The sequence below is a fragment of the Faecalibacterium sp. An58 genome (genome assembly GCF_002161515.1).
GTDB lineage: Bacteria > Bacillota > Clostridia > Oscillospirales > Ruminococcaceae > Faecalibacterium > Faecalibacterium avium.
The window spans coordinates 1-26097 of record NZ_NFHX01000001.1 but is presented as its reverse complement, the minus strand read 5'-3'; the positions used below and the strand labels follow the sequence as shown (position 1 = coordinate 26097).

Genomic DNA, 26097 nt, shown 5'->3' with positions numbered 1-26097 from the left:
GACATGGAGGGCGTGTATGAGGCCGTGGTGGACCGGCTGGCCATGCTGGGCTACACTGTCACGGACGATGACGAAACCGGCCTTAAATACACCATCCGCAAGTGTGAGGCGGAGCTTTTGGCGAACATCAACCACCGAAAGCTCCCGCCTCCTCTTTTTTACACCCTTGTGGACATGGTGGCCGGTCATTTCCTGTTTGATAAGAAAGCCGCCGGAGGGCTTGACGGGCTGGAGGGCTTTGACTTCAACGCCCCCGCCAAGAGTATCACGGAGGGGGACATCTCCGTGACCTTTGCCGGGGCCAGCGATGGTGCAAGCAATGCGGAAAGCCGCTTTGACGCCATGCTGGCCCAGCTCATGCACCCGGCAGAGAGCACCCTGGCGGCTTTTCGGAGGCTGAGATGGTAGTCCCCGCCGCCTACAAAAAGGCCATCCAGAGCCTCTGGACCGGCCTGGCCACCATCACCGTGCGGCAGGGTGTGCTCAACCCTGCCAATGGCCGCACGGAGCCGGTGGAGAAAGTGACGGCCTCCGGCCTACCCTGCCGCATTTCCCACCAGACCGTCAAGAGCACCGAACCCACCGAGGAGGCGGCCCTGGTGGCCCAGACGGTGACGCTCTACATTGACCCGTCCGTGGACATCCCGGAGGGCTCTAAAATCACGGTGACCCAGAACGGCGTCACCCGTGACTATGAGCGGAGCGGCAAACCTGCCGTTTACACCTGCCACCAGGAGGTCCCCCTGGAGCTTTTCAAGGAGTGGGCCTAATGCGCTGGGGCAATGTTGATTATAAGCAGCTCCAGCGGCTCCGGGACAACCTGCAAAAGCTCCAGGACATGGACCTGGACAAATTCTGTGAGGACGTGTCCAAAGAGCTGGCGGCCCGGCTGCTGGCCCTGGTCATCCCCCGCACACCCGTGGGGCAATACCCACGGAGCAGCGGGAAAAAGGGCGGCACCCTGCGCCGGGGCTGGACCGCAAAAACGGAGGCGGAGGCCTCCGGCGGCGGCAAGGTGGACCCCACGGCCTACGCCAACGCCCTGCCGGTGTTCAAACGGGGGCGGACCTTTTACATTGAGGTCATCAACCCGGTCCACTATGCAAGTTATGTGGAGTTTGGGCACCGCACGGCTGGCGGAGGCGGCTGGGTGGCGGGTCAATATTTCCTGACCCTATCTGAGCGGGACCTGGAGCGGGTGGCCCCCAGCGTGATTGAGAAAAAGCTGGAGGCGCTGCTGAGGGAGGCTTTCAATGTCTGAAATCAGTTTTAGCAGTATTTATGACGGCGTGAGCCTTGCGCTGCACGCCGCTTTTCCTGCTGTGCAGGTACACGGCGGGAATGTCAAGCAGGGCCTCAACCCTGGGGACCTCAATGTGGTCATGCCCTCCGCCGGGCAGAGCAAACAGGTGGGAGAGCGGTTTCTCCGCACCCCTACCCTGGATGTCATCTACTACCCCAAGGTGGGGGTGGCGGAGTGCTGCGAGGTGGCAGATCAGCTCACCATGCTCCTGCGGGACATCACCACCCCGGAGGGGGACCTCATCCATTGCACCAACTGCGAATGGACCATTGAGGAGGGCGTCCTGCATGTGCTGGTGAGCTATGACCACCACGCCTACATCCCCCAGGAGCCGGTCCTCATGGAAACCCTTGATATTGAAATGGAGGGATAAGCATGGCGCAAGCCAAGACCACAAACGCCGAAAAGGTCACCGAGGCCGCTACCTACAAAAAGGAGCAGCTTGTGGCCTCCAAGCGATATGCCAACCGGCGGGACCTCATCCGGGCTCTGCTGGAGGACGGCAAGGCCTACACCTTGAATGAGGTGGACGGGCTGATTGAGAAGTACATGAAAGGAAAGGTGAACTAATATGGCGCTGGGCGGCGGCACCTGGCAGGTCCAAAACAAGGTCCTGCCCGGTTACTATGTCAATTTTTCCAGTGTGCCCAGGGCGTCTGCGGCCCTCTCTGACAGAGGCTATGCGGCAGCGCCTTTTGAGCTGAGCTGGGGCCCGGAGGGCACGGTTTTCCCTGTCACCTCCGGGGAGTTTCAGAAAAACAGCAAAACCATTTTTGGCTATGGCTATGACCACCCCAAGATGCTCCCCCTGCGGGAGATTTTCACCCACGCCATCACCGTCTACTGCTACCGCCTGGGCTCTGGAGCCGTCAAGGCATCCAACACCCTGGCCACGGCTAAGTATGGCGGCGTGAGAGGCAACGACATCACCATTGTGGTGGCTGCCAACGTGGATGAGCCGGACCTGTGGGACGTGACCACCTATGTTGACGGCGTGGCCGTTGACACCCAGACCGTTGAGGATGCTGAGGCCCTGGTGAGCAATGATTGGGTGGACTTCAAGACGGAGGCCACCCTGTCCGCATCTGCCGGGATGCCTCTGACCAACGGGGCGGATGCCACCACCATCAACGGCGAGGCTCACCAGGCCTTTTTGGACAAGATTGAGCCCTATGCCTACAACGCCCTGTGCTGCCCTGCGTCTGATGCCACCACCGTGCGGCTTTACCAGCAGTTTTGCAGCCGGGTCCGTGATGAGGTGGGCAGCAAATTCCAGCTTGTGGCCTGGCAGCCGTCCACGGCGGACTATGAGGGCATCATTGGCGTGTGGAACACTGTGACCCACTCCACCATTGCCGATGTGCCCACCCACTCCCTGGTGTATTGGGTGGCTGGTGCCCAGGCGGGCTGTGCGGTCAATAAATCCCTCACCAACTTCAAGTATGACGGGGAGCTGACCATTGACACGGACTACACCCAGGCAGAGCTGGAGGCGGCCCTCAAGGCTGGCAAGTTTATCTTCCACAACGTCAACGGGGACACCAGAGTGCTTGAGGACATCAACACCCTGCTCACCCTGTCCGACACCAAGGGGGAAATTTTCCAGAGCAACCAGACCATCCGGGTGTGTGACCAGATTGCCAATGACGCGGCGGTGCTGTTCGGCCAAAAGTATCTGGGCACCGTGCCCAATGACGCCTCTGGCCGTGCCTCCCTCTGGGGGGACATCACCAAGCTCATCCAGCAGCTTGATGACATCCGTGCCGTGGAGAATTTTGACCCGGAGATTGTGACCTGTGAGCAGGGTGACAGCAAAAAGGCCGTCCTCTGCGTGGTCAATGGGCTCAACGTGGTCAACGCCATGGCCCAGCTCTACATGAGCGTTATCATCCAGTAAAGGAGGGAATGAGAAATGCCTGGACCGATTATGAACACCCAGGACGCTGTGAGCGCCAATTTTGCGGAGTGTTTTGTCACCCTGGACGGCACCCGCTACTCCATGCTTATGGCCAAGGAGTTTGAGGGCACGGCCTCTGTCAACACCGCCGAGGTCTACAAGCTGGGCAGCGTGGTGGTGGGCCACAAGGCTCAGACCGTTGCCTTGTCTTTCTCCATGACCATCTACAAATGCACGGAGATTTTTGACCTGGTGGTGGAGAACTTCATCAAGACCGGCGTGATGCCCACCTTTGACATCCAGACCTCCAATGATGACCCCGCCACCACTGTGGGCCGGAGCACCAAGATTTACAACAACTGCATCCTGGACGGTGATGTGCTGCTGTCCATGTTCAATGCAGAGGGTGATTTTGTCGAGCAGTCTATTGAGGGCTATTGTGACAGCTTTACCCGTCCCGAACAGTACACCAACCCGGCCTACATGTAAGGCCGCATAACACAAAAGGAGGAAATCATCCATGAGTAACCTGTCCGCTTTCATGCGTGCCAATGTTGAGCAGATTGAGAACCACAAATATGCCGCCTCCCCCCGTATCAAGGGGGAGGACGGCAAGCCCATGGAGTGGGAAATCTGCTGCATCTCTGCCGATGAGTATGCCCGCATCCGCTCCGGCTGCATCCGCCAGGTCCCCGTGCCCGGCAAAAAGGGCCAGTACACCCAGCAGCTTGACACCTACACTTTCCAGGCCAAGGTGGCCGCCCGCTGCACCGTGTTCCCGGACCTCAACAATGCGGCGCTCCAGAATGATTGGGGCGTGGCCAAGCCGGAGGAGCTGATTGGCAAGCTGCTCATCGGCGGCGAGTTTGACGATTATGTCACGGAGGTTTTCCAGGTCAACGGTTTCAAGACCGATGATGACGTGGTGGCCGAGGCAAAAAACTAATTTTGGACGGTGACCCGGAGGCCAATTTTGCCCATTTTTGCCTGCAAAAGTTTGGCTGGGAGCCGTCCAAGTTTTTAGACCTGCCTGTCAAGGAGCGGGCCTTTGTCATCGCATCCATCCAGGTGCGGGGCGAGGACGAAAAGAAACGGGAGGCAGAACTGAAAAGCAAGATGAGAAAAGGCAAATCAAAACGGAAGTGAACCGGGGCCCCCGCTGTATGGCGGGGGCCTAATTCTTAAAAAGGGGGTGAAACCGTGGCAACAATCAGGTCCCAGATGGTCCTAAATGACGGCATCAGCGGTGTGCTCAGAAAAATCAACACGGCGCTCAACACCACCCTCAATGCCTTTGAGCAGGTCCAGCGTGCCTCCGGGCGGGCTGTGGACACGGCTCAAATCCAGGCGGCCAGAGCTGCGCTTGTGGAGGCCAACCGTGAGGTTGATGACATGGCGGAGGGCTACCGCCGGGCGGCTCAACAGGAGGAAGTGCTCAACAAGGGCCTCCGCAACGGCACGAGCGCTGCGGATGGGCTGCTGGGCAAGGTCAAAGGCATTGTGGCCACGCTGGCCGCCGGAGCGGGCGCAAAAGCGCTCCTGGGGCTGTCTGATAAGCTGACCAGCACCACGGCCCGCCTCAGTTTCCTTGTGGATGACGGGGGCTCTGTGGATAAGCTGGAGCAGAAAATCATGGCATCTGCCCAGCGCTCCAGGGCGGCCTACCTGGACACCGCCTCCGCCATTGCCAGCATGGGCGCAAACGCTGGCCGGGCTTTTGAAAGCAATGATGAGCTCATCGGCTTTATGGAGCTCATCAATAAGAGCTTTGTCATTGGCGGCGCTACGGCGGAGGGCCAGGCCGCCGCCATGCTCCAGCTCACCCAGGCCATGGCCGCCGGTGCCCTCCGGGGCGAGGAGCTCAACTCCATCCTGGAGAACGCCCCCGGCATTGCCCGTGCCATTGAGAGCTACATGGGCATTGCGGAGGGCTCCATCAAGCAATATGCGGAGCAGGGCCTCATCACCGCTGAGGTGGTCAAAAACGCCATGTTTGCCTCTGCGGATGAAATCAATGCCAAGTTTGAAAGTATGCCCCTAACCTGGGGCCAGATTGCCACCAAGATGCAAAACACGGCCCTGGCGGCCTTTGACCCTGTGCTCACACGGCTCAACCAGGTGGCAAACAGCGCTCAGTTTAACACGGTCATCAACGGGACCATCAATGGGCTGGCCATGCTGGCCACGGTGGCCACCGGCGTGCTGGACCTCCTCATCAACGGAGCCGCCTTTGTGGTGGACAACTGGAGCTGGATAAGCCCCATCGTCTACGGCCTGGTGGCCGCCTTTATCGCCTACAATGCCGTGGCCCTCATCACCAATGGCATCAACGCCGCCATGGCGCTGGCCGAGGGTGTAAAAGCGGCGGCATTGATGATGAGCACCGGGGCCACCTTTGCCCAGACTGCGGCTCAGTACGGGCTCAATGCGGCCCTGCTGGCCTGTCCCATCACCTGGATTGTGGTGCTGGTCATCGCCCTTGTGGCGGCCATCTACGCCGCCTGTTCGGCCATCGCCAAGTTTACCGGCATCGCCAACAGCGGCTTTGGCGTCATCTGCGGCGGCATCAATGTGGTGGTGCAATTCTTTGTCAACCTGGGCTTGACCATCGCCAACATTGCCCTGGGCATCTGGAACGCCCTGGGGGCCTGTGCTCAAAACATCGGCATTGCGTTCAGCAATGTCATCTCCGGCGTGCAGGCCTGGTTTTACAACCTGCTCTCCACGGCGCTCACCGTGGTGGCCGGTATCTGTGAGGCGCTGAACAAGTTGCCCTTTGTGGAGTTTGACTATTCCGGCATCACCAATGCGGCCAGCGACTACGCCGCCAAGGCGGCGGAGGCCTCCGGCAACATCCAGGACTTTGTGAGCATCGGGGACGCTTTCAATGAGGGCATGAGCACCTTTGACACCTGGCAGGACGGCTGGGTGGGGGACGCTTTCAACGCTGGAGCCAACTGGGGTGACGGCGTGGCCAGCGGCATCTCTGACGCCGTGGGCGGCCTGTTTGATATGGACCTGGGCGCTGCTACGGACTACGGAGCAAGCGGCCTGGGCACCGGCGGATATGGTGACTTTGCCATGGATGACCTTTTGGGCAACACCGGGCAGACCGCCGCCAACACCGGGGCCGCCGCCGACGCCCTCAGCACCTCCACGGAGGAGCTGGAGTATTTGCGGGACATTGCGGAGCGGGACGCCATCAACCGTTTCACCACGGCGGAGGTCCGCATTGATATGACCGGCATGACCAACCGCATTGAGGGCGGTGCCGATCTGGACGGCGTTATCTCCACCCTCACAGACGGCTTTACAGAGGCCCTGCTGACGGCGGCGGAGGGTGTCCATGCGTAAATACTACCCGCCGCAAGAAACACGGAGTTTTTTCCAATGGAAAAAAAAAGGAGGGCTTTGAGATGAGCTACACCTGCTATCTGGGCGGGGCCCTTTGGCCCACCCCGGAAAAGCTCCAGGTGAAAATCAAGGGGAAAAACAAAACCCTGGTCCTATTGAATGAGGGGGAGGTCAATTTCCTGCGGGCCCCTGGCCTCACGGAGCTCACCGTCCCCTTTGACCTGCCCATGCTCACCGGCACCCGGTCCCCGGACTACTACCTGGGGCTGCTGGAGCGCATGAAAACCAACAAGGAAACCACCCAATTCATGCTGGTGCGGGTGGCCCCCTCCGGGGGGATGCTTTTTGACACCAGCATCAAGGTGAGTGTGGAGGACTACAACATCACCGAGGACGGCAAAAAGGGCCTGGATGTGGCCGTGGATGTCAACCTCAAGCAATGGCGGGACTACGGCACCAAGACGGTGACCGTGGAGGAGCCCAAGGATGAGAGCACCACCCCCACCGTGACGGTGGAAAAGGAACGGGACGCCAGCACGGCCCCCACGGCCAAGACCTACACCGTCAAGGCCGGTGACAGCCTCTGGGCCATCGCCGCCAAATATTACGGCAACGGGGCCGACTACAACAAAATTTTCAACGCAAACACGGATAAAATCAGCAATCCCAACCTCATCTATCCGGGGCAGGTGCTCACTCTCCCATGACCTATGAGCTGCTGATACAGCACCAGGGGACCATCATGCTGCCCCCCGTGGTGGAGAATGTGAGCATTGAGTGGGAACGCCAAGGACAGCCCGGCAAGCTCACGGCGGAGGTGGTCAAGACCCCCGGCCTGAGTTTCCAAGAGGGGGACCCGTGCCGTTTTTCCGTGGACGGCACCCCCGTCTTTTATGGCTTTGTGTTTGAGAAATCCCGCAAGGGCAGCACGGATGAAATCATCCAAATCACCGTTTATGACCAGCTCTACTACCTCAAGAACAAGGACACCTATGTCTACACCAACAAGACCGCCGCCGATGTGATACGCATGATTGCGGAGGACTTCCAGCTCAATGTGGGGGACCTGGAGGACACCGGCTACACCATCGGGAGCCGGGTGGAGGACAACCAGACCCTCTTTGACATCATCCAGACCGCATTGGACGAAACCCTCAAGGCCACCTCTCAGATGTATGTGCTGTATGACGATGTGGGCAAGCTGACCCTCAAAAACATTGGCAGCATGAAACTGGGCCTGCTCATAGATGAGGACACGGCTGGGGACTTTGACTATAAAAGCTCCATCGCCTCCCAGACCTATGACAAAATCAAGCTCTCCTATGAGAACAAGGACACCGGGGCGAGGGAGATTTTTGTGGCCCAGGACAGCTCCAACATCAACCAATGGGGCGTCCTGCAATACTATGAAAAGCTGGACAGCACCACCAACGCCAAGGCCATGGCAGACGCCCTGCTGGACCTCTACAACACCAAAACCCGCACGCTCAAGCTGCGGGATGTGCTGGGGGACATCCGGGTGAGGGCCGGGACCCTGCTGGTGGTCATGCTGGGGCTGGGTGACATCAATGTGTCCAGCTATCTCATGGTGGAGCAGGTCAAGCACTCTTTCAACAATGAGCAGCATTTGATGGACCTAAACATGCGAGGTGGTACTTTTGTCACTTGATATTAACCAACTGGTCAAACTGGTCAAGCAGGCCGCCGTGGAGGCCGTCCAGGCAGGCGCTCCCATGAGCGGGGGCTATGGCTATGTGACCTCCACCTCTCCGCTTGAAATCACCGTTGACCAAAAGAAGATATTGACCGAGGCCCAGCTCATCCTCACGGACGCCGTGAGGGATTACACCGTGGAGATGACCACCTTGCCGGAGTATCACGAAACCGAGGAAACCAGCGGCGGGGCCGGGGACGCCGCCTTTGCCCCCCACAAGCACCGATACCAGGGCAAGAAAAAGTGGAAAGTCCACAACGCCCTCCAGATGGGTGAGAAAGTCATCCTGATACGGTGCGATGGGGGGCAGCAGTACATTGTCCTGGGCAGATGGGAGGCGAGGACATAATGGCCACACTACCGACCACCGGCGATGATCTGGACCTCATCACCTTTGCGGTGGAAACCCAGCCCAGCTACACCCACAAGCTGAACATTGACCGCAACCGGGTGAGAGGCATGACGGATGAGCGGGATGCCGTCCTCCAGGCCGTTTACCTCATTCTGAATGTGGAGCGCTACGCTTTCCCCATTTATTCCCGCAACTACGGCTCCGAGCTGTCCGATCTGATAGGCAAGCCCAAAGACTACGCCATGAGCGAGATAAAGCGGCGCATCACGGAGGCCCTGCTCCAGGATGACCGCATCACCTCCCTGGACGGCTGGGAATTTGAAACGGGCAGAAATTGGGTCACGGCCCGGTTTACCGTCCACACAATCTATGGCGATGTGAGCGCCGAAAAGGAGGTTGACATCTGAATGTTTGAGAACATGACCTATGAGGCGCTGCTGGCCAGGGCGCTCTCCAGGGTGACCTCCCCGGTGGACAAGCGTGAGGGCTCCATGGTGATGAACGGCGTGGCCCCGTCCATGGCGGAGCTGGCCCAGCTCTACATTGCGGCGGACTTTGTTTTCCAGGCCACCTACATTGCCACGGCTCCCCGTGAATACCTCATCAAGCGGGCCCATGACCGCAACATGGACCCCTACCCGGCCAGCCCCGCCGTCTATCGGGCGGAGTTTAACATTGAGGTCCCGGTGGGGACCCGTTTCTCCTGCGAGGACCTCAACTTTGTGGTCACCGCCCGCATGGACCCGGAGGAGGACACGGAAACCGGCCTCAGCCACCAGGTCACCTGTGAAACCCCCGGAGCGGCGGCCAATAACTACGGCGGCACCCTCATCCCGGTGGAATATGTGCAGGGGCTCACCCGTGCAGAACTGGTGGAGCTCCTCATCCCTGGCGATGATGAGGAGGAAACGGAGGCTTTCCGCCAACGTGTGCTGGATAGCTTTCAATCCCAGGCCTTTGGCGGCAACCAGGCAGACTACCGGGAAAAGGTGCTGGCCATGAACGGCGTGGGGGACCTCAAAATCCACCCTGTCTGGAATGGCGATATAGCCCCGGCCAGCCTCATCCCGGATGAGGCCGTTGACACCTGGTACACCAGCACCATCTCCACGGTGAGCGGCACGGTGGCCGCCTGGCTCACGGCTGTCTACACGGCGGCCAAAGAGAAAAAGCTCACGGTGGGCGGCACGGTCAAGCTGGTCATCATGGCCTCCGACTACAAAGCCCCCACGCCCACGCTGCTGGAGGAAATCCAGACCGCCATTGACCCGGAGCAGAACGCCGGGGAGGGCCTGGGGCTGGCCCCCATCGGCCATGTGGTCCATGTGACCGGCGTGACGCCGGAGGAGGTGGACATTGAGCTCCACCTGACCTATGCCTCCGGGTGGGATTGGGAGGCCGTCAAAAGCTATGTGGAGGCCGTCATTGACGCCTATTTTGTGGAGCTGTCCCAGGATTGGGCCAGCTCCGATTTTTTGACCGTCCGCATTTCGCAGATTGAAAGCCGCATCCTCTCCGAGTGCTCCAACATGGTGACAGACATCGGCGGCACCAAAATCAACGGCCAGGAGAGCAACCTGGCCCTGGGCCCGGACAGCATCCCGGCCAGAGGGGAGGTCACCGATGGATAGACGCCTTTTAGACTATCTCCCCCCGGTGCTCCGGGAGGTGCTGGAGTTTCAGACCATCAACGGAGCTAATGAGCCGGAAATCTCCCTGGCCTGGGATGCCATGGCCCTGGTGCTGGCCAATCAATTCCTTGAGGACGCCGATGAGGACGGCGTGGCCGTGTGGGAGCAAGAGCTGCGGCTCTTTCCAAAGGACACGGACACCCTGGAGGCCCGCAAGGCCCGCATCAAGGCCAAGTGGAATTTGGAATTGCCCTACACCCTGCGCTGGCTGAAAAACTGGCTGGCGGGCCTGTGCGGCCCGGACGGCCACTCTGTTTCTCTCCAGGACTACACCCTGGACATCCAGCTCGACTACACGGTCCTGCCGGAGGCGGACCGGCTGGCGGGGGAAATCCTTGACATGCTGCTGACGGTCCGCCCGGAGAACATCCACATTTTGATGACCGCCCTTTTGCAGTCTACCGGCGGCGTCCGGCTGGGGGCCTACACGGAGCGCTCCCTGCACATGGACCTGTGGCCCCTGCTGACCAATGAGCTGGAGAGCACCGGCGGCGTCATCGGAGCCGGGCCTCTGGAGTATCGTGCAACCCTTGAAATTTATCCATACGAACAGGAGGAAAGCGGAAATGCCTGACCAGGAAAGAAAGTACGGCACCAGGATAACCACGGCGGGGTCCACCCTCATCACCAACTGCATTTTGGCGGGGACCAAGCTGAAAATCACCCAGGCCGCCGCCGGTGACGGCGGGGGCAGCTACTACCTGCCCAGCACGGAACAGACGGAGCTTGTGAGGGAGCTGTGGCGGGGGCCCATCGTGTCCGCCGAGCAAAACGCCTCTGTCCCCAACATGATGGATGTGAAAATCATCATTGATGACAGTGTGGGCAACTTCATTGTCCGTGAAATGGGCCTCTTTGATGAGGACGGCACCCTCATTGCCATCTGCAACACCCCGGACACGGAAAAGGTGGCCATCTCCACCGGCGTGGACGGGCGGCTCACCATGCTCATGCACATTGTTGTGGTGGACAGCTCCGTGCTGGAGTTTACCATCACCCCGTCCCTGGACACGGTGAGCCCGGAGGACCTGGAGGAGGCCATTGCCGAACACAACACGGACCCGGCCAGCCACCCGGACATCCGGCAGGACATCACGGACGCCGTGGATGACCACAACACCGATGAAACCTCCCACCCGGACATCCGTGTGGACCTCAGCGGCCTGGACAGCCGCCTCTCCGTGCTGGAGCTGAAATATGGCACCAATGTCACCGGCAACAGCTTTGAGGTGACCTTTGGGACCCTCACCGGCGTGGTGGTCACCGGCGTCTGGAATGAAACCTATGCGAGGATTGAGTTTTAATGCCAAGCTATGACATCATCCCTCTTGCCTCCGATCTGCTGGACTACACCATCCAGCGGGTCAAGCAGAAAGAGGCAGAATACAAGCCGGTCAAGGCCTACATCATGGTGGGTGACCAGCTTGTGGAAAAGCTCCTCTATGACAAGGTGAAAGATGACGGAAAGCCTCACTTTCCCAAAAGCCAAACTTTCCACCTGTGCGCCGAGCTCCAGGACTGCGCCGTCCGCATCCTCAAGGGCTGTGAGGCCGCCAATGGCCGCTATTTTGAAACCGAGTATGAGGAGCGGCTCAAGGACCTGGACGGCGTGCTCATCGAGTGCCAGACCATGGAGCAGCTCATCAACCTCAGCTATGGCCGCAAGTACATCACCGGCGACCAATGCCACTATTGGGCGGAGCTGGTGCGCCCGGTCCGTCAAAAGGCTTTCAACTGGAGGAAATCAGACGGCAACCGTGCCGCCGCCCTCCGGGAGGCCAAGGCGGCCCAGGAGCTTGCCAAGATGGGGCAAATGGCCCTGCAAATTGCGGAGGCCCTGCGGCCTCAGTAAACGGATACAACGGCCACCAAGGCCGTGTATTTGGGTGTGACCTGTTTATTTACCTCTACCTCCCCGAACACGAACAACACCAACAACGCCTGGAGGCTGAACTCCAATGGCAATATCAACAACAACAACTGCAACAACTCCAACGGGTCCCGCCCCGCTCTGATGGTAAGGTCCGACCGAGTAGGCCCAAAGCCGAAAGCAGCGCCATCCATCACATCAAAGGAGGTCACATCCAGCCTTGACACCAAGGCAAATACATTGCGCTGATGCACCCCACCGCACACCGAGGCGGCGGGGTGCTGCTGGTCCTGTCCCTGCGGCACCTACACGGCGCACAAGGAGAGGGAGGCCCGCCGCCGGGATGACAGGGGGCCGCCCGCATGTTTACAGGGGTGCAAAGACCCGTGCTGAAATTCTCTGAGATATGCACCTTTTCGGTGCTCTACAAAGCCTACCTGGCGGCCAGACGGGGCAAGCGCTCCAGGGCCGCCACCGCCAACTATGAGGTCCACCTGCTGGCCAACATCGTCAACCTTGTCTACATCCTGCAAACCAAAATCTACCGGCCCGGACTGTTCCGTGTGTTCTATGTCTACGAGCCCAAAAAGAGATTGGTGCAGGCCCCGGCCTTTGTTGACAAAGTGGTCCAGCACGCATTGGTGGACAACCTCATCTATGAGCGCATCACCAACAGTTTCATTCTGGATAACTACGCATCGCAGAAAGGCAAAGGGCTCCACTTCGGTCTGGACCGGCTGCGTGGATTTTTCACGGAATACTGGAACAAATACCGCACGGCGGAGGGCTGGGTCCTCAAGGCAGATGTGCGGCATTTCTTTGCGTCCATCGACCACGACAAGCTCAAGGAAAAGCTCAAAAAGCTGGACCTTGAGCCCATCGTTTTTGACCTGCTGTGTACCTACATAGACAGCACGGACGGCCTGCCGCTGGGCTACCAGACCAGCCAGCTTTTTGCCATGCTGTTCCTGGATGAGTTTGACCACTTCGTCAAGGAAAAGCTCCGCATCCGCTGGTATGGCAGGTACATGGATGACTTTTTCCTCATCCACCCAGACAAGGACTATTTGCAATTCTGCCTCAAGGAAATCCGGGCCTTTATGGCCAGCCTGGGGCTGGAGCTCAATGAGAAAACCCAGATTTTCCCCATCCGTAACGGGATTGATTTTCTGGGCTTTCACACCTATCTGACCGAGGAGGGCAAGGTCATCCGCAAGCTGCGGCACAGCAGTATCAAGCGTATGCGCTCCAAGCTCCGCCGGTGGGAGCAGGACTATCCGGCGGGCCTTGTGACCCGTGAGAAAATCCTGCAAAGCTGGCAGGCCTGGAACGCCCACGCCGCTCACGGCAACACCTGGTCCCTGCGCCAGCAGGTGCGGGACCGTGTGCAAAACATTCTAAAGGAGGAAATCTAATGGCCACAACTACCCTGGGCAACAAGTCCACCGGCAGCATTATCAAGCTGAAAGAAAACGGCACGCTGGTGGACTTCTATGCTGCCAAGCACGACTATGAAAGCGGCCTCAACGGGGCCGGGAGGACGCTGGTGGTCCGCAAGGACACCTATGATGACCGAGTGTGGGACAGCGGCAATGTGAACGCCTACGCCAGCAGCGACCTGGATAGCTGGTTTAACAGCACCTACAAAAACATGCTGGACGCCGACATCCGCTCCCTCATCGGCACCACCAAAATCCGCTACACCCCCGGCAACGGCAACTGGACGGTGGGCACCCTGGAGCGGGCCATCTTTGCCCTGTCCCTCACTGAGCTGGGGCAATCCCACACCTATGCCAACACGGAGGGCTCCGCCCTGCCCATTGCGTCCACCCTGCGGATTGCCTACCGCAACGGGAGCGCCACCACCCAATGGACCCGCTCCCCGAGCACGGGCAACGCCGGCGTCGCCTGGGTGCTGGGCTCCGATGGCGATGTCAACGGCGGCAGCTGCAACGACTCCTACGGGTCCCGCCCCGCTTTCACTCTCCCCTCCTCCCTCTATGTGAGCGATGACGGCTCTGTGTTTCAGAACACCGCCCCCTCTACGCCCGCCAGCATCTCCGTCCCCAGCAGTATTGACGGCGGCAGCACCATCACCGTGAGCTGGGGCACCTCCACGGATGCAGAGGGCAACCTTGAGGGCTACATTGTCGAGCGCCAGACGGACGGCGGCTCCTGGTCCCAAATCTATCAGGGCACCGCCACCAGCACCACCAACTCCGTGGCCTTTGGCACCAACACCGTGGCCTACCGGGTCAAGGCCTATGACGCCGCCGGACTTGAGAGCGGCTGGAAAACCAGCAGCACGGTGACGGTGACCAACAACCGGGCCCCCGGCGCTCCCGGCAGTCTGACCGTCCCCGCTGTTGTCCGTGGCGGCAGTAACCTGGCCATCTCCTGGACGGCGGCCTCTGACAGTGACGGCAACCTCAGCGGCTATGAACTGGAGCGGCAGGTGGACGGCGGCTCCTGGACACAAATCTATAAGGGCTCCGCCCTGGCCTACACCGACACCATCACCGCCGGGTGGAACACTGTGGCCTACCGTGTACGCTCCTATGACAGCTACAACGCCACCAGCACCTATGTGACCAGCGAAACCCGGACGGTGGACAACAACGCCATCCCGGTCATCACCAGCTCCACGACCTCCGGCACCGATCTGGGGACCAAGGAGGACGGCTTTGACCTGACCTACACGGTGACGGACGCTGACAGCGACACCGTGACGGTGAAAGAATACCTGGACAATGTGCTCAAGCGGACCTACACCGCCACCCTGGGGCAGAGCAACACGGTCCAGTGTGTCACCGCCGCCAACTGGCAGAAAGTCCTCAACGGTGCCCACACCATCAAGGTGGTGGCCAATGACGGCAAGGCGGACAGCACCCCCTACACCGTGACCTTTACCAAGGCGGTCTATGAGGCCTCCATCACGATGGCAGAGCCCATTGACGCCGATGACACCATCACCGTCATGGTGCTCAACATCCTGGGCTCCATCCCCGGTGATGCAGACCTGGAGGTCCTGGTGACCAACAACGCCCTGGATGATGAGCCGGTCTGGGAGGACGCCACCGCCGACATTAAGAACGGCAACAACCACATTTTCACCAACAAGACCGCCACCAACGGCTTTGCGTTTAACTTTAAGTTGACCGTGAGCCGGGGGAGCAGCAACACCGGCGGCTACATCACTAACATCGGAGGTGCTTTTCAGTAATGGGCGTGAAAGTGAACAAGGTGAGCCTCAAGGACCTGCACAACCGGCAGAAATCCATTGAGGAGCTGACCCAAGAAAATGAGGAGCTGCGGCAAAAGGTGACAGCGGCGGAAACTCAGCTGACTGACACCCAGCTTGCGCTCTGTGAAGTCTATGAGCTGATTTTGGGAGGTGTGTAAGACATGGCAAAGGTCTATGCCGATCTAATCAAAAAGGGCCTCAAGACCCTGGATGATGTCCCGGCTCAGCTCCGGGATGATGTGGAGGCTTTGCTTGCGGAGAACAGCCATGTGTAAGCTCCGTGAGTTATTGCTATATATCCTGTTGAGAAAGGAGGTGGAATGTATGGCCGTTGTGTACGCTACCCTCATCGTTAAGGGGCTCAAGACTATTGAGCAGGTGCCCAGCCTCATCAAGAGCCAGGTGGAGGAAATCCTGGTGGCTCTGGAGGTGGAGGTCTAAGTCCTCCAAACCAAGCGAAAAGGGGCTGTTGCAAAACAGCCCCTTTTCCATTTTGTAAAGGAGAAAGCCTACATGGTTATTGAACTTTCTTTGGGCGGCCTGCTCACTTTGCTGGGCATCCCCACGGCCATCACCTCCCTGGGGCTCTGGATACTCCAGCGCAAAATGGCCAAGCGGGAGGAAATCCGAGATAAGCGGGAGGCCGCCCGTGAGAAAAATGAGGTCCTGCTGATACAGAACACCAGGGCGGCCCTGGCGCTGGCTGAGGCCACCGCCGTGGCCGTCCAGCGCATCCCGGATGCACATTGCAACGGGGACATGCACGCCGCCCTTGAATACGCCCGCAAAGTCAAACATGCCCAAAAGGATTTTTTGACCGAGCAAGGCGTCAAGGCCATTTATTGAGGCCCGCCATGCGGCTGTTTTTCCTTGCCCTGCTGGGCATGGTGGAAATCCTCTGGCGGGACTGGAGAGGAGGGCATGAAAAATAGACACCTCAAAAAAGCTGCTCTGGGCCCATGTGACTATTTCTGTCCTGCTTTGCGTGGCCACCATCGTCACCAACTACCTGGGCTTTGATGTCACGGCCCTGGCAGGCCTGGCCGGGGCCTCCCTTTTGACCAACGGGGCCTGGGGCGGTTTCTATTTCTGGAAAGCCAAAAACGAAAACCGGGCCAAATATGCCCAGCGGTTTCTCAAGCAGTTTGCGGACAAGTACGGGGCGGATGTCGCTGTCCGTGTGGCGGAAATCGTGCTGAAAGACTGAGTAAAGGAGCGTTTTCAATGAGTAAAATGACCGCCAAGGCCTTTGTGGACAAGGCCGTGGACATCGCCAAGAACTACAAGACCTTGTATGTGATGGGGTGCTTTGGGGCCCCCCTCACCGGCTCCAATGTGAGCCGCTACTGCAACAACCACTCCTACAACAAGAACGCCACCCGCACCGCCATGATTAAGGCGGCGGCCAACCAGAGCCCGCCCGTTTTCGGCTTTGACTGCGTGTGCCTCATCAAGGGCATCCTCTGGGGCTGGGACGGGGACGCCTCCCGGACCTACGGCGGGGCGGGCTACGCCATCAACGGGGTGCCGGACATCGGCGCTGATACCATGATTACCAAATGCACCGGGGTGAGCACCACCGGCTGGGATGATATGGTCATCGGTGAGGCCGTCTGGATGTCCGGGCACATCGGCATCTACATCGGGGACGGCCTGGCGGTGGAGTGCAGCCCCAAGTGGGAGAACAAGGTGCAAATCACCGCCGTGGGCAACATCGGCTCCAAGGCGGGCTACAATACCCGCCGATGGACCAAGCACGGCAAGCTGCCCTATGTGGACTACACCGGGGCCTCTACCGGCGGCGGGTCCCAGGGCACCACCCAGCCCAGCAAGCCCTCTGAGGGCACCGTGGGGGCCTGTGTGGGCGACACTGTGACCTTTACCGGCAACAAGCATTATGTGAGCTCCAACGCCCTCAACGGCTCCGCCTGCAAGCCTGGCAAGGCCAAGGTCACCGCCATGGCCGGGAACGCCAAGCACCCCTACCACCTCATCAAGGTGCCCGGCGGCGGCTCCACCGTCTACGGCTGGGTGGACGCCGCTGACATCCAGGTGGAGGGCGGCATCACCGTGGGCTCCAAGGTCAAGGTCAACAAGGGGGCCAAGACCTACACCGGCGGCGGCCTGGCCTCTTTCGTCTACACCAACACCTACACCGTCATCCAGGTGGACGGTGACCGGGTGGTCATCGGCCAGAATGGCGTGGTGACTGCCGCCGTCAACAGCAAGGACCTCACCCTGGTGGGGTAACATAGAAAAGGGAGGATAAAATCATGGAAAGCATTTTTGACTGGTCCGTTATTCTCAGCATCGTGGGCGTCCTGGTGATTGTCACCAACATTGTGGTGCAGGTGCTCAAAAAGCTCACCTGGGACAAGCTGCCCACCAACATCCTGGCGGTGCTCATCGCCATGGCCCTCACCCTGGCGGCCTTTTTCGCCTACTGTGAAATCAAGGGCGTGGCCATTGTCTGGTACACGGTGGTGGGCGCTGTGGTCCTGGGCTTTTTCGTGGCCTATGCCGCAATGTTTGGCTTTGATAAACTGAAAGAGGCCATTGCCCAGCTTGACCAGAAAAAGACCGAATGACGCAAGAGAGCCGGAGAGGGTCACACCTCTCCGGCTCTTTTTTTATGCTCTTTTACAGGGTGTAGTCCTGGGTGGCCGCTCCGATCTGGGCGGCCAGCTCCCGGAGGACGCTGCCGGTTTTGGGCTCTGTGTACCAGAGCGCCAGCATCCGCTCCCCCTCCTGGGTGGTGTAGTGGAACACGGCAAACCACTTGACCGCCTTGCCATAGGCCGTGGTGGCCGTCGTGCCGTGATACCGGGCCATGAAATTGCGCTCCGGCATCATCTCCAGGCCTGTCACCTTTTCCAGCGGGAGGGTGGCCGCCGGGCCGTTTGTCTGCCGGAACACCAGCCCCGCCTCCGTCCGCTCCATGAAACAGGGGCCGTCCTGGGAAAAGCCCCGCAAGCCCTCATAGTGCATCATGCGGGCCCCCGCCGGGAGGTCCTTTTTCTTTCTGCCAAACATCTCAATGCCCTCCTGTTCAAGCGGCCCGCACCCAATACTTGAGGAGCTGGATGTATTCCTCAAGTGGGCGGTTTTCCGCCACCTCTGCGTTGTAAAGGCTGGTCATGTACTGCATCCATGTTTTCCGGCCCTGCAACTTGATTTTACCTAAATAGCCGTGTCGAGAACGCACGGAAAGCGCCTTGTCTGCCATGCGGGTGATATTCACCGCCGGGCTCTTTCTGGCCGCCACCAGGGCGGCCTCAAGCGCATCAAGGAAACGCTTTTCATCCTCCGTGAACAATGGCACCGCCTCCTTTGCACTTCCATTGTACGGTTTCACCGCCACTGTGTCAAGTATTGGAGCCTAAAGTGACAATGACAAGTCAAACGAGCACACTATAATTTACATTGTGGAGGTGATGCTGGTGATAGCAGAACGAATAAAAGAACTCCGGCAGGCACGGGGCTGGACCCAAGCAGACCTTGCCCGGCGGCTGAGTATAACCAGGAACGGCGTCAACTCCTGGGAGCAGGGACTTTCTACACCGTCCCCGGCATCCCTGGTGGACCTGGCCCGGCTGTTCTCTGTGTCCACGGACTACCTGCTGGGCGTGGAGCCCTTGAACACTGTGAATGTGACCGGCCTGGATGAGCGGGATGTGGCCATCCTTGCGGAGCTGGCAGACCGGCTGAGGCAACACAAGGCCGATGAATAAACAGGGGCCCGGAACAATCCGGGCCTCAAATTTTTTCTTGACACTATACAACTAAAGTAGTATAATGAGGGCACAACGGAGGTGAGCGTGATGGACACCAAGAAAAACAGCAAACTGCAAAATGCCCGCCTGGACGCCGGGCTCTCTCAATCCCAACTGGCCAGCGCTACCGGCCTAAATGTGCGGACGCTCCAATGCTATGAGCAGGGGGCCAAGGACCTCAACGGAGCCAAGCTGGCCACGCTCTTGAAACTCTGTCTTGCCCTTGACTGCAAGCTGGGGGACATCTTGACGGATGAGGAAACGGTCAAGCTGCTGGAGCAGTACACGGCGGCATAAACGGCAGATCGGAGCGGGGCGGAAACGCCCCGCTTTTCTTATTTCTGGAGGTGCAGCATGAACCACAAGGACGCCAAGCATTTCACCTGGGACCAACGCTTGACCCTGGAGCGGATGCTCAAAAAAGGATTTACCAAGGCCGCCATTGCCAGCGCTCTGGGCAAATGTGAGCGGTCCATCTACTATGAAATCAACCGGGGCCTCTGTGTCCAGCAGACCTCCGAATATGAGTTTATTGAGGTTTACTGCCCGGAGGTGGCGGAGCGGAAATACAAGGACTTTCTCAAGGACAAGGGCCGGGACCTCAAGATTGGCAAGGACCACGCCCTGGCCCGGCGGCTGGAGGAGCTGGTCATGGTCCAGGGCTTTGCCCCCGGAGCCGCCCTTGCGGAAATCCGAAACAACGGGGAAGTCTATGACACCGTGATATGTGAGAACACGCTCTATAATTACATCTACCGTGGGGATGTGTTCCTCCACCTCACCCCGGAGCACCTGCACAACAAGGGCCGCCGCCACTACGCCGCCAAGAGCAAGCGGCAGGCCGCCCGGAGCTCCAACGGCAAGAGCATTGAAAACCGCCCCCAGGAGGTCAAGGGCCGGGGCAGTTTTGGGCATTGGGAAATGGACAGTATCATGGGGTGCAAGGGCTCCAAAAAGGCCCTCCTGGTCCTCACCGAGCGCCGGACCCGTATGGGCATTGTGATGCTGCTGGAGGACCACACGGCGGCCAGCGTAGTCAAGGCCATCAACAGCCTGGAGCGCCGTTTTGGCAAGCTGTTCTATAAGCTGTTCAAGAGCATCACGGTGGACAATGGCTGTGAGTTTCAAGACTTCGAGGGCATCGAGGCCGCCCACCGGCGCAAGGGCAAGCGGACCATTGTGTTTTTCTGCCACCCATACAGCGCCTTTGAGCGGGGGTCCAATGAGAACATGAACAGACTGATTAGACGGTTTTTCCCCAAGGGCACCAGCTTTGACACCGTAAAGCCGGAGGAGGTGAGAGCGGCAGAGAGGTGGGTGAACAACTACCCCCGCAAGCTGCTGGGGTGGAAATCGGCGGCCATGCTCTTTGAGAAAGAGCTCCTGTCCGCTTGACGGCGCATAAAGCAAGCCAGCCGAATGGGCTTGACCCCATCCGGCTGGCTTGCCATGTTGTTTTGTTGTGAAATCGCCCAATAATGGTGCTTTTTATTTGTGCTGATTGCCGTTTTTTCTTGACTTATGCAAATTTCTATTGACTTTTAGCGTTTCTTCCGCCGCGGCAGGCCGCCCGTATCTCGGCCCCCAGTCCGAAGGGCCAGCCGGCGGCCAGACACACCGCCCCCATGCCCGCCCCGCCCAGGGCCAAAGCCAGCAGCTGCATCCCCTGCCCGGCGGACAGAAGGGGGGCCAGCGCCCGGCGCAGCCCCCAGCCCGCGGCCCCGGCGGCGGCCGCCGCCCCAAGAGGCCCTGCCAGCCAGCGGGCCAGGTCCACCCGGATGCCCGCCGCAGCCAGCAGCCGCCGGGTGTTGGCCGCGCAGGTGAACAGGCTGGACAGCAGGATCACCAGCAGGAACCCCCGCATCCCCTGCCGGGGCAGCAGCAGGACCACCGCCCCGATCCGCAGCATCGAGTCCCACACGCTGTACCGGAAAGCCGCCCGCTGCTCCCCGATCCCCTTCATGGCGTTGTCCACCATGCTTTCCAGGTAGAGCAGGGGCAGGGCCGGGGCCAGGATCTCCAAATAGGCCCCCGCCTCCCGGCTGCCGTACAGCACAAGGCCCAAAGGCTGTCCCCACACCCAGAACACCATCCCCACAAAGGCCGAAAAATAGACGGTCAGACGCAGCATCCTCCGCAGCAGGCTTGTCAGGCGGGACCGGTTTGCCCGGATATGGGCCCGGGTGATCTCGGGCATCAGCAACACCCCCAGGCTGCCCAGCAGCCCAAAGGGGAAGTTGACCAGCGGCAGGGCCATCCCTTTCAGGGTGCCGTACTGGGCCAGGGCTGTGCTGCGCTGTCCCAGGTAGACCGCCAGGCAGGCGGGCACCAGCATATTCTCGGCGGTGTGCAGGGCGCTGGCCAGGCACCGGCCTCCCTCCACCGGCCAGAGGATCTCCCAGATGCGGCGGGCTGCGGCCTGTGGAGGCTGCGCCCGGTCATGGCCAAAGGCTTCCGGGGCGGCGCGCCGGCAGAATACGGCCATCAGGGCGGCCGACAGGGCCTCCCCTGCCGCCGTGGCCCCCAGCACCACCGCGCACCGGGTCCCCACGTCCAGCCCTTCGGTGGCCTCCAGGGCGGCCACCATCACCCCGATGCGGAACGCCTGTTCGGCCAGCTGGCTGGCGACGTTGGGTCCTACCTGCCCACGGGCGATAAAAAAGCCGCGCAGCACCGACGCCACCGCCATAAAGGGCATCCCCAGGGCGGCCGCACGCAGGGCCCGGGCCCCGCGCACATCCCCCAGCCACCACCGGGCCGCCGGGCCGGCCAGGCACCACTGCCCCGCCATGGCCGCCAGTCCCAGCGCCAGGGCCACACCGCACAGCCGGGCCAGCATCCCGCGGGCCCGGGGGCGGCTGCAGGCCAGCTCCTCGGCCATCAGCCGGGTGGAGGCCACCGACACGCCCGACGTAGCCAGGGTGACGAACAGCGAATAGACCGCCAGCACCAGCTGGTACAGCCCCATCCCCTCGCCTCCCAGGGCGTTGGCCAGATAGATCCGCAGCCCCATGCCCGCCAGCCGCAAGGCCACGTCGGACACGGTCAGCAGGGCCGCATTTTTGAGATAACTCTGCCGCACGGCGCATCCCTCCTTCCCGATAACGTATGCCCGCTCCGGCCCGGGTATGCCCCGCCTTGTATCTCGCCCGGGTTTGTGCTATTATAATGTGGCAAGCCATCATACCAAATTGAACAGGAGGTAGCGCCCACCATCTGCGGGCGCATGAGAGAATGAGCCAAGAATGCACCCATGATTGTTCCAGCTGCGGGGCGGACTGCCCTTCCCGGCAGCAGGCGCCCCAGCATGAGGCGCCCAACCCCAACAGCAGCGTCAAAAAGGTCATCGGCGTGGTGTCCGGCAAGGGCGGCGTCGGCAAGAGCATGACCAGTGCCCTGCTGGCCTGCGCCATGCGCCGCCGCGGCTACCGCTGCGGTATCCTGGACGCCGACATCACCGGCCCGTCCATCCCCAAGCTGTTTGGCATCCATGGCCGGGCCATGGCCGACAGCCAGGGCTGCTGGCCCATCCAGAGCCGGATGGGCATCGACGTCATGAGCATCAACCTGCTGGTCGAGAACGAGGAAGACCCTGTGGTCTGGCGCGGCCCGGTCATTGCCGGGGCGGTCAAGCAGTTCTGGACCGACGTGGTCTGGAAGGACGTCGATTTCCTCTTTGTGGATATGCCCCCGGGCACCGGCGACGTGCCCCTGACCGTTTTCCAGAGCCTGCCGGTGGACGGCATCATCGTGGTGGCCAGCCCCCAGGAACTGGTCAGCATGATCGTGGCCAAGGCGGTCAACATGGCCCAGATGATGAACATTCCCATTCTGGGCATCGTGGAAAACATGAGCTACCTGGTCTGCCCCGACTGCGGCAAACACATCTCCCTGTTCGGGGACAGCCATGTGGATGAGATCGCCGCCAAGCATGGCCTGAAGGTCCTGTCCAAAATGCCCATCGATCCCCAGCTGGCCCAGCTGGCGGACGCAGGCCGGATCGAGGCCTACGGCGGCCAGGTCCTGGAAGGCGCCGCCGACGCAGTGGAAAGCCTGCTCAAGTAAAGCCGCCTCACGGAAAGGAGGGTCCCTATGGACTACCAAAGCATAAACGCCCGGGCTGTTGACCGCTGGGTGGAGACCGGCTGGGAATGGGGCATCCCCATCACCCACCAGCAGTTCGCCGACGCGCTGGAAGGCCGTTGGGACCTGCTTTTGACCCCCACCAAACCGGTCCCTCACGACTGGTTCGGCGACCTGCGGGGCAAAAAGGTGCTGGGCCTTGCCAGCGGCGGAGGCCAGCAGATCCCCATTCTGACGGCGCTGGGGGCCGAGTGCACCGTACTGGACTACTCCGAAAAGCAGCTGGAAAGCGAGCGGATGGTGGCCCGGCGGGAGGGCTATGCGGTCCAAATCGTGCGGGCCGATATGACAAAGCCCCTCCCCTTTCCGGATGACAGCTTCGATCTGATCTTCCATCCCGTCTCCAACTGCTATGTGGAGAAGGTGGAGCCCATTTTCCGGGAGTGCTACCGGGTGCTCAAGCCCGGCGGGGCGCTGCTGGGGGGCTACGACAACGGTTTCGGCTACACGGTGGACGAGGCCGAGGAGCGGGTGGTCAACAGCCTCCCCTTCAATCCCCTGAAAAACCCCGACCAGATGCGTGAGCTGCAGGAAAACGACGGCGGCGTCCAGTTCTCCCACACCATGGAGGAGCAGCTGGGCGGCCAGCTGGCCGCGGGCTTCTGCCTTGCCGCCCTCTACGAGGACACCAACGGCGCCGGCCGCCTGCATGAAATGGGCATCCCCTGTTTCATCGCCGTGCGGGCCGTCAAGCCCCTGTGACCGCGCCGGCTTTCCAACTTCCCGTCTTCTTTACATTGTGAAGAAGCTGTCAGACTGCCAAAAAAGTCCTGTCCAGCCGACATGTGCGGATGGACAGGACACATACAGGGAAATTTAGCGCTGAGAGTGTGCGAGCCGCTTTGCGGCGAGTGCGCGGTTCAGCGCTAAATTTTGTCCCCAGGGGGATACCAGGGGGAAGGAATTTCTGACCCGCGGCTGCGGGCAGAAATGGGTTCCCCCTGGAGCGTGTCGCTTTCGCGACACGCTCCAGTCTGCTTTACATTGTGAAGCAGACTTTTCTTTTTGGGTTCCATTTTTGCTTTTGTGAAGTGCTTTTGCATTTTATTCTGTTTTTTTAATCCGGGAGGCAGATTTTCTATTGAAAACTTTTTCCAAATGCTTTATAATAATAAAGTACCTTGCAAGAGGGAACGGCCAGCTTTCACGCAAAGTCTGGTGTAAGAATCGGGGATGCAACGCACAAGGACGTGCACAGGGCAGCTTCTGTCAAGTGCACAGGAGCTGCGTTTTGTATGCCCTGCATCTGGGAAAGGAGAGCAAATGCAATGCTGACGAATGAATACCTGAAGCGGGTCTATGAGGGCCTGGCACAGCGCAACGCCCACGAGCCTGAGTTTTTGCAGGCGGTCATCGAGGTGCTGGAGAGCATCCAGCCCCTGGTGGAAAAGCACCCCGAATACGAGAAGGCCGGCCTGATTGAGCGGCTGGTGGAGCCCGAGCGGATCATCACCTTCCGTGTGCCCTGGGTGGACGACCAGGGCAAGGTGCAGGTCAACCGCGGTTACCGCGTGCAGTTCAACAGCGCCATCGGCCCCTACAAGGGCGGCCTGCGGTTCCATCCCTCGGTCAACCAGAGCATCCTGAAATTCCTGGGCTTTGAGCAGATCTTCAAGAACAGCCTGACCACCCTGCCCATGGGCGGCGGCAAGGGCGGTTCCGACTTTGACCCCAAGGGCAAGAGCGATATGGAAGTCATGCGGTTCTGCCAGAGCTTCATGACCGAGCTGTACCGCCACATCGGCCAGTTCACCGACTGCCCCGCCGGCGACATCGGCGTAGGCGGCCGCGAGGTCGGCTATATGTTCGGCCAGTACAAGCGCCTGACCAACAGCTTCCAGGGCGGCATGATCACCGGCAAGGGCCTGACCTTCGGCGGCAGCCTGGTGCGCACCGAGGCCACCGGCTACGGCCTGTGCTACTTCACCGCCGAGGCCCTCAAGTGCATGCGCAACGACAGCTTTGCCGGCAAGACGGTGGTCATCTCCGGCTCGGGCAACGTGGCCATCTACGCCTGCGAAAAGGCCACCCAGCTGGGCGGCAAGGTGGTCACCATGAGCGACTCCAACGGCTACGTCTACGACCCCAACGGCATCGACCTGGCTTACGTCAAGGATCTGAAGGAGGTCCGCCGCGGCCGCATCAAGGAGTACGCCGAGACCCACCCCGGCGCCACCTATGTGGCCGACTGCACCCGCATCTGGGAGACCCCCTGCGACATCGCGCTGCCCTGCGCCACCCAGAACGAGATCAACAAGGCATCCGCTGAGATCCTGGTGAAGAACGGCTGCACCGTGGTGTGCGAGGGCGCCAATATGCCCAGCACCCCCGAGGCCATCGAGGTCTATCTGTCCAACGGCGTGCTGTACGGACCCGCCAAGGCCACCAACGCCGGCGGCGTGACCACCTCCGGTCTGGAGATGAGCCAGAACAGCGAGCGTCTGAGCTGGTCCTTTGAGGAAGTGGACGCCAAGCTGAAGGGCATCATGGAGGGCATCTTCCACGCCAGCTACGACGCTTCCAAGGAAGTGGGCCAGGAGGGCAACCTGATGGTGGGCGCCAACTGCGCCGGCTTCCTGAAGGTGGCTGCCGCCATGCTGGCCCAGGGCATCACCTACTAAGTCTGTCCCCGCATCCAGAACGCCCCCGGCTTTCTCCCAGCGAGAAGGCCGGGGGTTTTTGTGTCAAAAGCGGCCCCTGTCTCTGCCTGTACAGAGCCGGGGGCCGCTTCGTTTTGGGTGTTTGGAAAGGTATAC

The 26097-nt window shown here is 60.3% G+C and carries 36 protein-coding genes; 33 read left to right on the top strand and 3 right to left on the bottom strand.

Annotated elements, in window-relative coordinates:
• Nucleotides 1-3: 3 nt before the first annotated feature.
• The 27 genes from B5G12_RS00175 to B5G12_RS00050 all read left to right on the top strand — a co-directional run bounded on the left by B5G12_RS00175 (nt 4) and on the right by B5G12_RS00050 (nt 18013).
• Nucleotides 4-408, top strand: coding sequence for a hypothetical protein (locus B5G12_RS00175; protein ID WP_087322669.1), 405 nt, complete (start codon nt 4-6; stop codon nt 406-408).
• Complete coding sequence (locus B5G12_RS00170; RefSeq protein WP_079699118.1) at nt 402-770, top strand: hypothetical protein; 369 nt, start codon at nt 402-404, stop codon at nt 768-770. The genes B5G12_RS00175 and B5G12_RS00170 overlap by 7 nt, the downstream gene beginning before the upstream one ends.
• Nucleotides 770-1261: an HK97 gp10 family phage protein gene (locus B5G12_RS00165; RefSeq protein ID WP_087322667.1), complete on the top strand. Its 492-nt coding sequence runs from the start codon at nt 770-772 to the stop codon at nt 1259-1261. The genes B5G12_RS00170 and B5G12_RS00165 overlap by 1 nt, the downstream gene beginning before the upstream one ends.
• Nucleotides 1254-1676: a phage tail terminator family protein gene (locus B5G12_RS00160; protein ID WP_087322664.1), complete on the top strand. Its 423-nt coding sequence runs from the start codon at nt 1254-1256 to the stop codon at nt 1674-1676. Before B5G12_RS00165 ends, B5G12_RS00160 begins: the two co-directional genes overlap by 8 nt.
• 2 nt (nt 1677-1678) lie before the next feature.
• A complete protein-coding gene (locus B5G12_RS00155) occupies nt 1679-1873 on the top strand; it encodes a hypothetical protein (RefSeq protein WP_087322661.1) in 195 nt (64 codons plus the stop codon).
• A 1-nt stretch (nt 1874) separates the two neighbouring features.
• Nucleotides 1875-3200 carry a phage tail sheath family protein gene (locus B5G12_RS00150; RefSeq protein WP_087322658.1) on the top strand — a complete coding sequence of 442 codons (1326 nt, stop codon included), beginning with the start codon at nt 1875-1877 and terminating at the stop codon, nt 3198-3200.
• Between the two features lie 15 nt (nt 3201-3215).
• Nucleotides 3216-3689, top strand: a complete 474-nt coding sequence (locus B5G12_RS00145) for a phage tail tube protein (RefSeq protein WP_087322655.1) — start codon at nt 3216-3218, stop codon at nt 3687-3689.
• A gap of 31 nt (nt 3690-3720) precedes the next feature.
• Complete coding sequence (locus B5G12_RS00140; protein WP_087322652.1) at nt 3721-4146, top strand: phage tail assembly chaperone; 426 nt, start codon at nt 3721-3723, stop codon at nt 4144-4146.
• Between the two features lie 2 nt (nt 4147-4148).
• A complete protein-coding gene (locus B5G12_RS00135; protein ID WP_087322648.1) occupies nt 4149-4346 on the top strand; it encodes a hypothetical protein in 198 nt (65 codons plus the stop codon).
• Between the two features lie 54 nt (nt 4347-4400).
• A complete protein-coding gene (locus tag B5G12_RS00130; protein WP_144064068.1) occupies nt 4401-6554 on the top strand; it encodes a tape measure protein in 2154 nt (717 codons plus the stop codon).
• A gap of 62 nt (nt 6555-6616) precedes the next feature.
• Entirely contained in the window at nt 6617-7261 is a 645-nt protein-coding gene (locus tag B5G12_RS00125; RefSeq protein ID WP_087322643.1) for a LysM peptidoglycan-binding domain-containing protein, read from the top strand.
• Nucleotides 7258-8223, top strand: a complete 966-nt coding sequence (locus tag B5G12_RS00120) for an XkdQ/YqbQ family protein (protein ID WP_087322640.1) — start codon at nt 7258-7260, stop codon at nt 8221-8223. The genes B5G12_RS00125 and B5G12_RS00120 overlap by 4 nt, the downstream gene beginning before the upstream one ends.
• The gene (locus tag B5G12_RS00115; RefSeq protein WP_242955873.1) at nt 8213-8617 is read left to right on the top strand and encodes a DUF2577 domain-containing protein; all 405 of its coding nucleotides are present in this window, start codon (nt 8213-8215) and stop codon (nt 8615-8617) included. Before B5G12_RS00120 ends, B5G12_RS00115 begins: the two co-directional genes overlap by 11 nt.
• Complete coding sequence (locus B5G12_RS00110) at nt 8617-9027, top strand: DUF2634 domain-containing protein (RefSeq protein ID WP_087322638.1); 411 nt, start codon at nt 8617-8619, stop codon at nt 9025-9027. Before B5G12_RS00115 ends, B5G12_RS00110 begins: the two co-directional genes overlap by 1 nt.
• On the top strand, nt 9028-10251 hold the full coding sequence (locus B5G12_RS00105; RefSeq protein WP_087322636.1) for a baseplate J/gp47 family protein: 1224 nt from the start codon (nt 9028-9030) through the stop codon (nt 10249-10251).
• Entirely contained in the window at nt 10244-10885 is a 642-nt protein-coding gene (locus B5G12_RS00100; RefSeq protein ID WP_087322633.1) for a putative phage tail protein, read from the top strand. Before B5G12_RS00105 ends, B5G12_RS00100 begins: the two co-directional genes overlap by 8 nt.
• On the top strand, nt 10878-11615 hold the full coding sequence (locus tag B5G12_RS00095; RefSeq protein WP_158098265.1) for a phage tail-collar fiber domain-containing protein: 738 nt from the start codon (nt 10878-10880) through the stop codon (nt 11613-11615). Before B5G12_RS00100 ends, B5G12_RS00095 begins: the two co-directional genes overlap by 8 nt.
• On the top strand, nt 11615-12163 hold the full coding sequence (locus B5G12_RS00090; protein ID WP_079699103.1) for a four helix bundle protein: 549 nt from the start codon (nt 11615-11617) through the stop codon (nt 12161-12163). The genes B5G12_RS00095 and B5G12_RS00090 overlap by 1 nt, the downstream gene beginning before the upstream one ends.
• Nucleotides 12164-12567: 404 nt before the next feature.
• Nucleotides 12568-13596, top strand: a complete 1029-nt coding sequence (locus tag B5G12_RS00080; protein WP_242955872.1) for a reverse transcriptase/maturase family protein — start codon at nt 12568-12570, stop codon at nt 13594-13596.
• Nucleotides 13596-15404 (top strand): DUF6273 domain-containing protein, encoded by a 1809-nt coding sequence (locus tag B5G12_RS00075; RefSeq protein ID WP_087322620.1) that lies wholly within the window; start codon nt 13596-13598, stop codon nt 15402-15404. The genes B5G12_RS00080 and B5G12_RS00075 overlap by 1 nt, the downstream gene beginning before the upstream one ends.
• On the top strand, nt 15404-15583 hold the full coding sequence (locus B5G12_RS00070) for a hypothetical protein (protein ID WP_087322617.1): 180 nt from the start codon (nt 15404-15406) through the stop codon (nt 15581-15583). The genes B5G12_RS00075 and B5G12_RS00070 overlap by 1 nt, the downstream gene beginning before the upstream one ends.
• A 3-nt stretch (nt 15584-15586) precedes the next feature.
• Nucleotides 15587-15700: a CD1375 family protein gene (locus B5G12_RS15045; RefSeq protein WP_275532632.1), complete on the top strand. Its 114-nt coding sequence runs from the start codon at nt 15587-15589 to the stop codon at nt 15698-15700.
• Nucleotides 15701-15749: 49 nt separating this feature from the next.
• Complete coding sequence (locus tag B5G12_RS15040) at nt 15750-15866, top strand: CD1375 family protein (RefSeq protein WP_343214642.1); 117 nt, start codon at nt 15750-15752, stop codon at nt 15864-15866.
• Between the two features lie 72 nt (nt 15867-15938).
• Nucleotides 15939-16271: a serine/threonine protein kinase gene (locus B5G12_RS00065; RefSeq protein ID WP_087322614.1), complete on the top strand. Its 333-nt coding sequence runs from the start codon at nt 15939-15941 to the stop codon at nt 16269-16271.
• A 115-nt stretch (nt 16272-16386) separates the two neighbouring features.
• Nucleotides 16387-16632: a hypothetical protein gene (locus tag B5G12_RS00060; protein ID WP_079699098.1), complete on the top strand. Its 246-nt coding sequence runs from the start codon at nt 16387-16389 to the stop codon at nt 16630-16632.
• A 17-nt stretch (nt 16633-16649) separates the two neighbouring features.
• Nucleotides 16650-17675 (top strand): hypothetical protein, encoded by a 1026-nt coding sequence (locus B5G12_RS14735; RefSeq protein WP_204245639.1) that lies wholly within the window; start codon nt 16650-16652, stop codon nt 17673-17675.
• Nucleotides 17676-17698: 23 nt separating this feature from the next.
• Nucleotides 17699-18013 carry a hypothetical protein gene (locus B5G12_RS00050; protein ID WP_079699096.1) on the top strand — a complete coding sequence of 105 codons (315 nt, stop codon included), beginning with the start codon at nt 17699-17701 and terminating at the stop codon, nt 18011-18013.
• Nucleotides 18014-18065: 52 nt separating this feature from the next.
• Here B5G12_RS00050 and B5G12_RS00045 read toward each other — a convergent pair whose 3' ends face one another.
• Together B5G12_RS00045 and B5G12_RS00040 are read right to left on the bottom strand one after the other, a co-directional pair.
• Entirely contained in the window at nt 18066-18458 is a 393-nt protein-coding gene (locus B5G12_RS00045) for a hypothetical protein (RefSeq protein WP_087322611.1), read from the bottom strand.
• Between the two features lie 16 nt (nt 18459-18474).
• Entirely contained in the window at nt 18475-18741 is a 267-nt protein-coding gene (locus B5G12_RS00040; protein WP_079699094.1) for a hypothetical protein, read from the bottom strand.
• A 124-nt stretch (nt 18742-18865) separates the two neighbouring features.
• Here B5G12_RS00040 and B5G12_RS00035 point away from each other — a divergent pair, with 124 nt between their 5' ends.
• The 3 genes from B5G12_RS00035 to B5G12_RS00025 all read left to right on the top strand — a co-directional run bounded on the left by B5G12_RS00035 (nt 18866) and on the right by B5G12_RS00025 (nt 20593).
• Nucleotides 18866-19156, top strand: a complete 291-nt coding sequence (locus B5G12_RS00035; protein ID WP_079700423.1) for a helix-turn-helix domain-containing protein — start codon at nt 18866-18868, stop codon at nt 19154-19156.
• Between the two features lie 90 nt (nt 19157-19246).
• On the top strand, nt 19247-19495 hold the full coding sequence (locus B5G12_RS00030; protein WP_087322609.1) for a helix-turn-helix domain-containing protein: 249 nt from the start codon (nt 19247-19249) through the stop codon (nt 19493-19495).
• 57 nt (nt 19496-19552) lie between these two features.
• Nucleotides 19553-20593 (top strand): IS30 family transposase, encoded by a 1041-nt coding sequence (locus B5G12_RS00025; RefSeq protein WP_087322606.1) that lies wholly within the window; start codon nt 19553-19555, stop codon nt 20591-20593.
• Between the two features lie 136 nt (nt 20594-20729).
• Here the strand turns inward: B5G12_RS00025 and B5G12_RS00020 are convergent, their stop codons facing one another.
• A complete protein-coding gene (locus tag B5G12_RS00020) occupies nt 20730-22280 on the bottom strand; it encodes an oligosaccharide flippase family protein (RefSeq protein WP_087322602.1) in 1551 nt (516 codons plus the stop codon).
• A 152-nt stretch (nt 22281-22432) separates the two neighbouring features.
• On the opposite strand from B5G12_RS00020, the gene B5G12_RS00015 reads away from it, so the two are divergent.
• From B5G12_RS00015 to gdhA, 3 genes are all read left to right on the top strand, one after another.
• Nucleotides 22433-23263: an Mrp/NBP35 family ATP-binding protein gene (locus B5G12_RS00015; RefSeq protein ID WP_087322599.1), complete on the top strand. Its 831-nt coding sequence runs from the start codon at nt 22433-22435 to the stop codon at nt 23261-23263.
• Nucleotides 23264-23290: 27 nt separating this feature from the next.
• The gene (locus B5G12_RS00010; protein ID WP_087322596.1) at nt 23291-24043 is read left to right on the top strand and encodes a class I SAM-dependent methyltransferase; all 753 of its coding nucleotides are present in this window, start codon (nt 23291-23293) and stop codon (nt 24041-24043) included.
• A gap of 566 nt (nt 24044-24609) precedes the next feature.
• Entirely contained in the window at nt 24610-25962 is a 1353-nt protein-coding gene (gdhA, locus tag B5G12_RS00005) for an NADP-specific glutamate dehydrogenase (protein WP_087322594.1), read from the top strand.
• Nucleotides 25963-26097 lie beyond the last annotated feature (135 nt).